Source organism: Bradyrhizobium sp. UFLA06-24, assembly GCF_054967145.1.
In genome coordinates this window covers 1-10,203 of sequence record NZ_JADFUE010000120.1, presented here as the reverse complement: position 1 = coordinate 10,203, position 10,203 = coordinate 1, and the positions used below count along the sequence as shown (strand labels likewise).

The 10,203-nt window shown below is 60.7% G+C and carries 13 protein-coding genes; 11 read left to right on the top strand and 2 right to left on the bottom strand.

Annotated elements, in window-relative coordinates:
* Positions 1 to 233 precede the first annotated feature (233 nt).
* From IF809_RS37185 to IF809_RS37165, 5 genes are all read left to right on the top strand, one after another.
* Positions 234 to 1,226, top strand: a complete 993-nt coding sequence (locus tag IF809_RS37185) for an ArdC family protein (protein WP_462839975.1) — start codon at positions 234 to 236, stop codon at positions 1,224 to 1,226.
* Entirely contained in the window at positions 1,227 to 2,270 is a 1,044-nt protein-coding gene (locus tag IF809_RS37180; RefSeq protein WP_462839974.1) for a DUF7146 domain-containing protein, read from the top strand.
* Positions 2,271 to 2,651: 381 nt separating this feature from the next.
* Positions 2,652 to 3,575 carry a DUF2493 domain-containing protein gene (locus IF809_RS37175; protein ID WP_462839976.1) on the top strand — a complete coding sequence of 308 codons (924 nt, stop codon included), beginning with the start codon at positions 2,652 to 2,654 and terminating at the stop codon, positions 3,573 to 3,575.
* A 789-nt stretch (positions 3,576 to 4,364) separates the two neighbouring features.
* A complete protein-coding gene (locus IF809_RS37170; protein WP_462839973.1) occupies positions 4,365 to 4,529 on the top strand; it encodes a hypothetical protein in 165 nt (54 codons plus the stop codon).
* 189 nt (positions 4,530 to 4,718) lie between these two features.
* Positions 4,719 to 5,039, top strand: coding sequence for a DUF736 domain-containing protein (locus IF809_RS37165; protein WP_462839972.1), 321 nt, complete (start codon positions 4,719 to 4,721; stop codon positions 5,037 to 5,039).
* A 285-nt stretch (positions 5,040 to 5,324) separates the two neighbouring features.
* Here the strand turns inward: IF809_RS37165 and IF809_RS37160 are convergent, their stop codons facing one another.
* Together IF809_RS37160 and IF809_RS37155 are read right to left on the bottom strand one after the other, a co-directional pair.
* Positions 5,325 to 6,011 carry a PEP-CTERM sorting domain-containing protein gene (locus IF809_RS37160; protein WP_462839971.1) on the bottom strand — a complete coding sequence of 229 codons (687 nt, stop codon included), beginning with the start codon at positions 6,009 to 6,011 and terminating at the stop codon, positions 5,325 to 5,327.
* Positions 6,012 to 6,730: 719 nt separating this feature from the next.
* Positions 6,731 to 6,979, bottom strand: a complete 249-nt coding sequence (locus tag IF809_RS37155) for a helix-turn-helix domain-containing protein (RefSeq protein ID WP_462839970.1) — start codon at positions 6,977 to 6,979, stop codon at positions 6,731 to 6,733.
* Positions 6,980 to 7,122: 143 nt separating this feature from the next.
* Here IF809_RS37155 and IF809_RS37150 point away from each other — a divergent pair, with 143 nt between their 5' ends.
* The 6 genes from IF809_RS37150 (at position 7,123) to IF809_RS37125 (ending at position 10,089) form a co-directional block, all read left to right on the top strand.
* Entirely contained in the window at positions 7,123 to 7,395 is a 273-nt protein-coding gene (locus IF809_RS37150) for a DUF2285 domain-containing protein (protein ID WP_462839969.1), read from the top strand.
* Between the two features lie 165 nt (positions 7,396 to 7,560).
* Positions 7,561 to 7,755 carry a transcriptional regulator domain-containing protein gene (locus tag IF809_RS37145; protein WP_462839968.1) on the top strand — a complete coding sequence of 65 codons (195 nt, stop codon included), beginning with the start codon at positions 7,561 to 7,563 and terminating at the stop codon, positions 7,753 to 7,755.
* Positions 7,756 to 7,834: 79 nt separating this feature from the next.
* Positions 7,835 to 8,332 (top strand): DUF2285 domain-containing protein, encoded by a 498-nt coding sequence (locus tag IF809_RS37140; protein WP_462839967.1) that lies wholly within the window; start codon positions 7,835 to 7,837, stop codon positions 8,330 to 8,332.
* Between the two features lie 133 nt (positions 8,333 to 8,465).
* Complete coding sequence (locus IF809_RS37135; RefSeq protein ID WP_092295092.1) at positions 8,466 to 8,747, top strand: helix-turn-helix transcriptional regulator; 282 nt, start codon at positions 8,466 to 8,468, stop codon at positions 8,745 to 8,747.
* 368 nt (positions 8,748 to 9,115) lie between these two features.
* Positions 9,116 to 9,580, top strand: coding sequence for a DUF2840 domain-containing protein (locus IF809_RS37130; RefSeq protein ID WP_453982785.1), 465 nt, complete (start codon positions 9,116 to 9,118; stop codon positions 9,578 to 9,580).
* Positions 9,577 to 10,089, top strand: coding sequence for a S26 family signal peptidase (locus IF809_RS37125; protein ID WP_453982786.1), 513 nt, complete (start codon positions 9,577 to 9,579; stop codon positions 10,087 to 10,089). The genes IF809_RS37130 and IF809_RS37125 overlap by 4 nt, the downstream gene beginning before the upstream one ends.
* Positions 10,090 to 10,203 lie beyond the last annotated feature (114 nt).

Below are 10,203 nucleotides of genomic sequence, written 5' to 3'. Positions count from 1 at the left end.
GCGATTGAACCGGTCTCGTCGCTGCACTCGGTCCCGCGTGCTGCCTTCGGCGTCGCTATGCTCACGCTCCTGTGGGTGCCATTCCCGATGGCGATGCGCCGTGGCGCACGCCGGATCAGGCCCGTGGCCTGGCAGATTGAACAAGGGGCTGAGAGTAAGAGTGCGGGCTGGTTTTTCCGTGACGGGTTACAAGTTGCGAGAGAGGCTCGCGGTGCCCGTCGCGGAGACCCGCGATGTCAAACCCTAAAGCTTGCGCGCGCGCCGGCCAGGACCGGGCGAACCTCTATCAGGAAATCACCGAGAAGATCATTGCCGAGCTTGAGGCAGGACGTGTCCCCTGGGTTCAGCCCTGGGGCTCGGCCGCGGCGAAAGCGCCGCTGGCCATGCCGACCAACGCCTCGACCAACCGGCAATACAGCGGGGTCAACATCCTCATCCTTTGGGGAGCTGTGATCGAACACGGGTTCACCGGTCAAAGCTGGCTGACATTTCGTCAGGCGCTCTCCCTTGGCGGCCACGTTCGCAAGAAAGAGCGCGGCACCACTGTTGTCTACGCGGATCGGTTCGTGCCGAACGAAGAGAAGCGACGCGCCGCGGAAACCGGCCAAGAGGCGCAAGCGATTCCATTTCTCAAACGGTTTACCGTCTTCAACACCGATCAGTGCGAAGATCTGCCCGATCGCATTGCCAGCGCTGCGCCGCCCCCACTGGCAGGCCTCATCGAACCCACGGTCGACGCCCTAATCAAAGCCAGCGGAATTCCATTTCGGATTGGTGGAGATCGCGCATTCTATGCAACAAGCGAAGACTTCGTTCAGGTGCCGGCGCCGCAGGCCTATTTCGAACCTATCAACTGGCATCGCACGGCGCTGCATGAACTCGGTCATGCGACCGGGCATCCCTCGCGTCTCAACCGCGACCAAAGCGGATCCTACGGTACAAAGAAATATGCTTTCGAAGAACTGATCGCCGAGCTCAGTTCCGCGTTCAGCTGCGCGGCGCTCGGCATCGTCCCGACGGTGCGTCACGCCGACTATATCGGCTCCTGGCTTGAAGTCCTGCGCGAAGACGTCAGGGCCATCGTGCGCGCCGCCTCGCAGGCGAGCAAGGCTGCGGACTATCTGCTCGGCTTCATTCCGCAGTCCATTGAGCCCGCGTCGCTGGATTCAGCTCTCCCCGATGACACCTCTCCGGTGGCTCGCATCAGCGAACGCGAGGCTGCATAAATGTCAAGCGATGCCTCCGAACTGGCACGCCGCCTCGCGCGAGAGGCCGAGGCGGTGTGCAGACACTATCTCTCCCGCGGCAAGCGAGCGGGGCGATATTGGGTGGTCGGCGACGTCCACAACTCGCCGGGCCGCTCGTTATTCGTACGGCTCCAGGAATCATCGAAGGGACCTGCTGGCAAATGGACCGACGCCGCAACGGGCGAGCATGGTGATCTCCTCGACATCATACAGGAAAGCATGAGATTGCGACACTTCCACGAGGTCGCCGAGGAGGCGCGGCGCTTTCTCAATCTACCTCGTTCTGAGCAGCAGCCGGCACCGAAATCGGTTCGTTCCCCGGCGCCGATCGGTTCACAAGAGGCGGCTCGTCGGCTCTTTGCGATGTCCAGCTCGATTGAAGGGACGCTGGCTGAGACGTACTTGCAGCGCCGCGGGATAACTCGCATCCACCATGGTGACAGCCTCCGCTTCCACCCCCGTTGCTACTATCGGCCGGACGAGCATTCGCCGACAGAAACATGGCCGGCAATGATAGCCCCCGTCACGGACCTCGATGGGCAGATCACCGGTGCCCATCGCACCTGGCTCGATCCAGACGGCTTTGATGACGTGCGGCTCGGCAAGGCTCCGATTGACACGCCTCGGCGCGCCATGGGCTGTCTTTTGGGCAACGCAGTTCGCTTCGGCGTGGTTGATGACGTACTTGCTGTCGGCGAGGGGATCGAGACCATCCTGTCATTACGCTACGCCCTGCCGACGTTGCCCATGGCGGCTGCGCTTTCGGCTAATCACCTCGCAGCCATGTTACTGCCAGCTGGCCTGCGCCGGCTCTATATTGCACGCGACGACGATGCCGCGGGACATGCCGTACAGGAAAGTCTGACCCGGCGGGCTGAAGCGATCGGCGTTGAAGCGATTCCGCTGTCGCCTCGGCTAGGCGACTTCAACGAAGATCTGCACATCTTCGGCCTTGAGGCCCTCCGGGCAGCGTTGCGGCTTCAGTTCGTACCAGAGGACGTCGTCCGCTTTCTGCATTCATGAACGGTAGCTGCGGAATAGCCTGTGGTTCGATAGTCAGAGGTCGCTCGCGGCGCGTCCAATTCCGGAAGAGCACGCGACCAGGGCCTTCTAGAGGGCGATCGGACGGCAGGCGGCTCTGGCCGGCAATGGCTGCGACCGGCTATTTTCCGCCGCGCGCTGGCGATGAAGACACATTAGCTTCTGAGCGGCGCGCTTTGCATCGCGAAGCAAAATAGCCGGCCTGTCGCCATCCTCCGCTGCCGCTTCGGCCCTCGGCTTCCGCCTACGCCCTCCGAGCTTCGGCGGACAAGTCGCTCCGGGTTCTGGCCCGTTCCGCCTGCCGTCTGGGTGATCGCCACGAAGGCCGCGATGGGCGCGGCCGATCCGGCAAGGACCGCTCTCATGACCGACCATGAAGACATCGAACCGCCGCACGTTTCTTCTCCAACTGATCAAGTTCTGACCGAATTGCAGCTCTTCGGTTATCGCCCCTTCGACGACCAGCCCGATCCACGACCGCTTCCCGACGGCAAGATCATCGGCGTCGCGGTCGCGGACATCTTCGATGCCCTGGTCGCCACGTTGAGTGACACGCGGCTCGAGCCGGACCTCGACGATCTGCTCTGGTCGACTGTCAACCTGTTCCATCGTGCCGTCGACCGGATCGGTCGCCAACTCGATGACAACGAACAGGCGCAACAGAAGAGTCAGCGCGAGCAGAACGGCTCCGAAGTCCGATCGATCGAGCTCGAGCGCCTGACGGCCGAAGGCATCACGTTGATCGAGCGCCGAAACTGCCTGGAGCTCTTCCGCGACCAGGCCGTAGAGCGCTTTGAAACGCACACCGGCTCATTCTGGCGCCCCCGATCAGGATCGCTGGTGAACCACCGCACGGTGACCGCAGCGATGATCGACTCCCGCGACTTCATCGCAGCTAAGCGCCGGGCCGAAACCGAGGTCCTGTTGCCGGCAGGACCGAAGATCGCACTCACTGGCGGGCTCGACTTTAACGACCACCACTTGATCTGGGATCGCCTCGACAAGGTTTACGCCAAGCATTCCGACATGGTGCTGCTCCATGGCGGTTCCCCGAAGGGTGCAGAACTGATCGCCTCCAAATGGGCGACTACCCGCAAGGTGCCACAGATCGCTTTCAAGCCGGACTGGACGAAGCATGCCAATGCAGCGCCATTTAAGCGCAACGACGCCATGCTCGAACTCCTGCCGATCGGCGTCATGCACTTCCCGGGCACGGGAATCCAGGACAACCTCGCGGACAAGGCGAAGCGGCTCGGCATCCCCGTGTGGAGGTCCGGCAGCGCGTGAGCGCCGGCTTCTCGCCTCCAGAGGCGGAATTGCTCGCGCGGCAAATGCCCCTCGTTTCGGTCTCGTCCATAGTTGCGCCGTGGTGGTGGAAAGGCGCAACTGGTACATCCTTCCCCATGGAGCCACCACCATGCTCACTGTTGGGCTTGGTCTCCACACTCGGCCTCGCCTTCGTCTGTTGGGCGATTCTCCAGCTCGCAAGTATGCCCCGTCGTTCTTCGTCGTGCCGAGTATCGGAATGAGGCGTTGCTAGAGAGCGGCGCCAGCCTCATTGGCGCGCTGCGAAGCGCAACGGCCGGCGGTACGCTGTCGCTCGCCCTTGGCCACGCCGCCTTTGCTGCTACTCGGCCCTCCGCCTTGCGAGCCGCGATCGCCACAGCATTCGCTGCTCCCGCCGCCGTCGCCCGCTATCTGTGGCGTTAGCGGTCTCCCATATTGGGGTGTATTCGCTAGCCTGGCGTGAAGTCTTCGCTTGCGTCGGCGCAGTTTGCATTGGCGTTATGTCATGGACGCGCTTGATGGTTCTTGTGGAGCACCGCCCTTCGATGAGGGGGAGAACCCGTCCTAACTAGGTCTTACAGCCGCGTGGCCCCAGGGATGACCGCTTTCCACCTTCATCATCAAAAACGTAAGCGTAATCGGTGCAGTGAGCGGGAAGGATCGAAAACTGAGCGCCGGAGAGGCCGTCTTGTTCGGAACCCCTCGACAAAGCTGCAGACTTCGGTCCGTCCCCGCAGGGGCCGCATAGCGATCTTATCTGGACTGGTTCTTGGCAGACGATGCCGCCTTTTGCAGGAGATTGTTTCTCTTTCCCCGCTGAACCGTTCCGACCTCTTGTTCATCAAAACCGATGTAGCCACGCTTCTCCGTGAGATTGTGGTTCAGCACGCGGACGCACGTGGCCTCGTTGATGGCTTGATCTGGCCGAAGACCGGCTTCGCCTCGATCGTCTGAGCCGCAACGCCGTTGATGCGACTTTCTTCCCCTGGGCTTCGCCCATTCCTCGCGAAACAAGAAAGTCGCCTCAACGACGTCCTCCGCTGCGCTTCGGCCCCAGCGGGGTGCGTCGCCGATCGTCCTCGGCCCTAGATCGCCATCGAGGCCGCGGTGGTCGCGGGCTCGAAACACAACAGGAGAAGTGACATGGCTAACATTGGTTCTTTCAAGAAGGTCGGCAACGATTTCCAGGGCGAAATCGTCACCCTCAGCCTGCAGACCAGGGGCGTCCGTATCGTCGCCGAGAGCAACCGGTCCAACGACAACACCCCCAGCCACCGCGTCTACGTGGGCCGGGCCGAGATCGGCGCCGCCTGGTCGAAGCATTCCGAGGAAGGCCGCGATTACCTCTCGCTCAAGCTCGACGACCCCTCGTTCAACGCGCCGATCTACGCGAACCTGTTCGATGACGAAGGCGGTGAGGGCTACACCCTTCTATGGACGCGACCGCGCAAGCCCGGCGAATAAGAGCGCCCGTCAAGAAAGCCCCGTCCGACCCAATCGGGCGGGGTTCCTTAGAAGCCTACCCATGCCGCATCGCCACTGCGCAGCTGCTTGGCCCATCCGCGAAGTTGCGCTCTGTCTCTCGGAGCTCCGCTCATCGCGGCAGAGCAGATCAGATTTGCCCAATCTGAGTTTCGCGTGTTGTGACCCACGCGTATTGCGAGTGCTTTGCCCTCGGCAGAGTGTCTTGTCGCTCATTTCTGCCAGAAAAAGAAGAGCCGCCCGAGGCGGCTCTATTGGCTCTGCATATCAGGCGATCGCTCGTCTATCCATGCTCTTGTATCCAGCAAAGCCTACCGCGCAGAAACCGAGCATCATCATCACCCATGTGCTCGGCTCTGGGACGGCTCCCACGACGGCCGAGGTTGCGAAACCGGATGTCGCGTAACGCTTATAAAGATCACCACCAGCGTAGCTATCCCAACGCTCAAAGCTGCTGCCGAGTAAGTCAATCGTCCCTGGCATGTTCAGCGAGCCCGAGAAATCCAGCTCCAACTCATGGGTATGATAGCTCGGCAAATAACCAGCTACTGGTTCGCCATCAGCGTAGCCGACATAGACTGAGGTTTGACCCGAGTTTGCTCTGGGTGGACCATAATAGCAGTAATAAAGGCCGCAGCCGCTAAAGTTGCTGAAAGTTGCGCCCGGTTCTGGGCCCGGATAAACAGCCCCTGGGAAAAAAGTCGAAAAACCCGGAGCGTTGTAAACGGCAGTAGTCGTCGTGAACTGATACGAATTGAGATTGCCGGTGTTCGTATCGATGGTGAAGCTACCGCTCACCGTCGCTCTATACCCATATTGGTAGTAGAAGGAAGAGTCTTGGAGTGCCACGTCGTGGAGCGTCCATACTATCTCCGCTGCTTTTGCAGCGGGATTATTCCCTAAGACAAAACAAGGTACAATTGCCGCCAACAGAGCAGCCGATTTAATCTTCATGTTGGATCACCAAATAGGAAATTTAATGCGCAGGGACATTTCCACCCTGGGGAACAAGCGTCAAGTCGCTCAGTCTGTTGATTGTTCGTCTATCGGCGCTTTCACCTGAAACACTTTGCGCACAACGGCGATCCTTTTTATCTTCTGACCCCAATTACAGCCAGATCGCGAAATTTAATCCGAGACGGCGTGTCGTCCGAAGCCGGCGCATAGCGTGAGGGCAGCACGGAGCACGTCTGCTCTGCTCACAAAGTCAGACGTCAATCTCTCTGCTATCGTTGGGCGTGGGCTGACCTCGACGCGCAGATATGGAATGGTGCTCTCGATCTTCCCCCCAGAAGGTCCGTACGGCGGGAGATCGTCAAGGTCGCCTTGGTCCGTCGAAAGGAATGCTAGGTGCGGGTCCAGTCCGAGTATCGGGATGACGGCGTTTCAGACGGGCGCCGGCCTCGTTGGCGCGCGCTGCGTAGCGCAAGGGGTACGCCGACGCTAGCCCTCGGCCGGGTCGCCTTTGCTGCTACTCGGCCCTCCGCCTTCCGAGCCACGATCGCGGCGTTCGCGGTGTCCCATATCCAGGTGTTTTCGCCGGCCCGGCGTGAAGTCTTCGCTTGCGTCGGCGCAGTTTGCATTGGCGTTACGTCATGGACGCGCTTGATGGTCTTGGTGGAGACCGCCTCGTGAGCGCGAACCGGCCGCCGGATCAAGCGGCTCGAAATCAATCAGTCGGCCTGCCCCCGCGTCTTTTTGTTGGTCGTTGTGGGCGGGCGAATGAGAAGGTCGGCGGCCTCGACACCCAGACTGCGCGCGAGCCGATCGACAACGTCAATGCCCGCGGCATACACGCTTCGCTCCAGTGCGCTGATATATGTGCGGTCAATTTCGGCCCGATGAGCCAATTCCTCTTGCGACAAACCACGGGCCTGCCGGAGCTTCCGCAGGTTGATTGCAAGTATCTCGCGTATATCCATACGCGAGAGGGCACGGCCTTGAAGAGTATTTCACCACGGAGTATTCTCGACAAAACGCCCTCCGGACGGCTCGCGCCATCTTCAACGGTTCTGCTCCTTCCGGTCCGCGTGTTAGAAATTATCTATCTAAGGCGTGGAGTCTTATGAGGAAGCCGCCGCTCGACCCAGACGTCGCCGATGCTGCGCCTGCAGATCAAATTCTCACCGCTTACGATGAGCGGCACCTGGTGACTTACATGCGCCTTCTGCAAGCCGAAAGCGAAGGGGCTGATTGGATGGAAGTCGCTCGAATCGTGCTGCATATTGATTCGCAGCGGGAGCCGGACCGTGCTCGAAGCGCATATCAGAGTCATCTTGCACGCGCTAAATGGGTGACTGAGCAGGGCCGCCTATTACGTGGCGCCAGCTCCAAATAGAAGAAAATCATCGGCTGAAGCGCCGCAGGCAGAACCATTTTCTTTTGCCAACTCGTGGTCACTCCGGTGCACCACGTGGTGCCAAATTAGGGACTTCCTACAACCGCCTCGTTCATACCTATTGCGGCGCAATCATTGTCAGCAGCGTGCAATGGGGCGAAAACAATGCCTGAATTCGACTGGCGGTCGCCGGATTCCTACAAGAGCCTACAAGACGCCGAAGTTACCGACATCGCCTGGGAATGTCTGCGCCGTAACGTCGACTATCGGCGTGACTACGAGGTGATGATGGCCAGCAGCCCGAACGGCGAGGTGACTGACGCATTCAGGAGGAAATGGGGTATCTGCTTTCGCTCATGACCCGCAGAGGTCTTTCGACGAGCAGACGATCTTTTGGGCGCCTGAGGTTTTGGCGGCTGTCATTCCGGTCAAGGTAGCAATGGCCGGCGACGACAGAGCGCTGTCTCAGCCACTGCTCGACCTTACAGCAGGTCAGGTGCGGCGCGCCGCCGACGGCTGGCATGCCGTGCTGCGCATCGGTGCGGTAGATCACCGTGTCTGGTCCAAGGACCCGGCGGTGCTTGGCGCCTCATATGCAGCCGAACTGCCGTTTGATGCCAATTTCGAAGCGCGTGCCTTTGCAGCCAGACGGCTGTGGCGCGCGATGAATGGACGCGCGCCAGGTCCGGCATTTCACACGCTATCTAGGCAGCGTCGCGAACGCCTGAGCGCCGCGATCCGCGCGCTCGATGCGCATAGCGCCGGTGGCAATTATCGCATTATCGCCGAAGCGCTGTTCGGCAAGAAGCGCATCCCAGATCGCGCCTGGAAGACGCATGATCTGCGCAATCGAACAATCCGCTTAGTGCAAGGCGGCCTCGCGTTGATGCGCGACGGTTACCGCAAACTCCTGCGGCCCGCGCGCAAGGACGAGTAGTGCAGTCCTAAGGGGTGCCGAAAATTGTCCCCCTCAAACTTCGGCATCCCCCTCCGAGATCTTGCTTCTCCATGATGACCGCACACACGCCGGCCTGGCCGAGCGTAGTGCGCTGTCCTCCTGGAGTTCTCAAATGCCCGATCCAATGGCTGGTCTTCCCCCGCGCTTCCTGCGTACACCTGAGGCCGCGAGATATCTTGGCCTGTCCGGCCGCACGCTGGAAAAACATCGCACGTACGGTACCGGACCGACCTATCGGAAGATCGGCGGACGTGTTGTCTACGCCGTCGATGACCTGAAAGCGTGGGCCGACCGCGGTGCCAAGACGTCGACCTCCGATCCCGGAAAGGGGACCGTGCTGCCGGCCAAGAAGCACCCGGTACTGCGCCCATATGCGGGCCAAGAGCGTCGCTGACCGGAACGGCAGCGAGCGGATTGAACTTCGCAACTTCGCCAGTTGATCGCTGAACGGCACGCTTGCGCGGCCGCGGTCTCATTCCAATTCGGAGGATAATCTGTGAATCAGCTCGTGCTATCGGGGGCCCGATCCTCGTGCTATCGCGGACGGGAATTGAGCTTAAGAGCTAATTTTTCCGCGCTTTCCAGCCGCTCTAACTGCACTAACCGGAAATCCTTCGGATTTCTCCTAACGAAGCAGACCGAAAGCGCCCGTTGGCGTGCGGCAACGGCAGTCCGACTGACTAGCCTGCCTTTGCTGGCCGTACACGCTCTGCACAGAGCCAAAGCTCTCGGCTGCCAGCTCCTGCTTCGGGGAGCCGCGGCATGAGTGATCTCACGGAAGTGGAAGTGTTGTGGCTCGAGAAGCGGATCGAAAACCGCATTCGGTTCGGTCGCGTCGTCAAGGAACGGAAGCTTGATCGCCATCGGCGCGTCCTGTCATTTGCGCCCGGCAGCATATTTGCTTTCGTCCGTTGGACCTCCAGCGACTTTGGCACGATCATTTCGCGGATTGACATCCTGCGTGCAGTCGCTCCGGGACAGCGCTGCTCCACCATCCCCTACGTGACCCCCGGCGGAGAGATTTTGCTGCGTCTGTCAGGTTGGCCGAAAGTCGAGCGCGTGCTGCAGATGATCGATGCCGTTGATGCGCTCGGCATCGATCCGGTTGATGTCGCGCCTGATCATTGGCACCACGTTCACAACCGCCTGTCCGTCAACGAAAACCCGCGCCCGTATACGAAAGCACGCCATCAGGCCTGGCTTTACCGTCAGAGGATAACGCGATGACCAGCCGCATGAAGACGGTGACCGCGACGTTGGGGGCGGCTGCCGCGCTCATTGCGACGCTCGCCCTGAAGCCGCTTCCGCTCTACATTTGGAATGTATCGGCGAGTGTGCCAATCGGTCTCTATCGTTTAAGACCGGTGGGGAGCTTCCATATCACCGAGTTGGTCGCCGTTCAGCCACCGGAGCCGCTTGCGACCTTCCTCGATTTGAACGGCTATCTGCCGCTCGGCGTCCCCATGCTGAAGCGGATCCTGGCGCTGCCAGGGCAAACGGTCTGCCGAATCGGGCTCACGATTTCGGTCGATGACATTGCAATGGGCGAGGCGCAGGATCGCGATGGACGCGGCCGACCGTTGCCGAAGTGGCAGGGGTGCCGAGTCGTCGGCGACGGCGAGCTCTTTCTCATGAACTGGCAGTCTCGTGACTCTCTTGATGGCCGATACTTTGGGTTCTTGCCGGCATCTTGCGTGATCGGCCGTGCGCTGCCCGCGTGGATGTGGGAGGAGTGATGATGCGTGTTCCACGCTCTTATCCCGCCATTCCTCTGTTCGATCGATCGCGGGACCATTCCTCCGTCCCGATCAACGTTTGCAAGGCGGGGGCGCGCCGCGGCAGTCCAGGGC

Excerpts from the sequence above, each read along its gene's own strand:
- IF809_RS37185 (WP_462839975.1), top strand. The coding sequence starts at position 234 with ATGTCAAACCCTAAAGCTTGCGCGCGCGCCGGCCAGGACCGGGCGAAC.
- IF809_RS37180 (WP_462839974.1), top strand. The coding sequence starts at position 1,227 with ATGTCAAGCGATGCCTCCGAACTGGCACGCCGCCTCGCGCGAGAGGCC.
- IF809_RS37175 (WP_462839976.1), top strand. The coding sequence starts at position 2,652 with ATGACCGACCATGAAGACATCGAACCGCCGCACGTTTCTTCTCCAACT.
- IF809_RS37165 (WP_462839972.1), top strand. The coding sequence starts at position 4,719 with ATGGCTAACATTGGTTCTTTCAAGAAGGTCGGCAACGATTTCCAGGGC.
- IF809_RS37160 (WP_462839971.1), bottom strand. The coding sequence starts at position 6,011 with ATGAAGATTAAATCGGCTGCTCTGTTGGCGGCAATTGTACCTTGTTTT.
- IF809_RS37155 (WP_462839970.1), bottom strand. The coding sequence starts at position 6,979 with ATGGATATACGCGAGATACTTGCAATCAACCTGCGGAAGCTCCGGCAG.
- IF809_RS37150 (WP_462839969.1), top strand. The coding sequence starts at position 7,123 with ATGAGGAAGCCGCCGCTCGACCCAGACGTCGCCGATGCTGCGCCTGCA.
- IF809_RS37145 (WP_462839968.1), top strand. The coding sequence starts at position 7,561 with ATGCCTGAATTCGACTGGCGGTCGCCGGATTCCTACAAGAGCCTACAA.
- IF809_RS37140 (WP_462839967.1), top strand. The coding sequence starts at position 7,835 with ATGGCCGGCGACGACAGAGCGCTGTCTCAGCCACTGCTCGACCTTACA.
- IF809_RS37135 (WP_092295092.1), top strand. The coding sequence starts at position 8,466 with ATGCCCGATCCAATGGCTGGTCTTCCCCCGCGCTTCCTGCGTACACCT.
- IF809_RS37130 (WP_453982785.1), top strand. The coding sequence starts at position 9,116 with ATGAGTGATCTCACGGAAGTGGAAGTGTTGTGGCTCGAGAAGCGGATC.
- IF809_RS37125 (WP_453982786.1), top strand. The coding sequence starts at position 9,577 with ATGACCAGCCGCATGAAGACGGTGACCGCGACGTTGGGGGCGGCTGCC.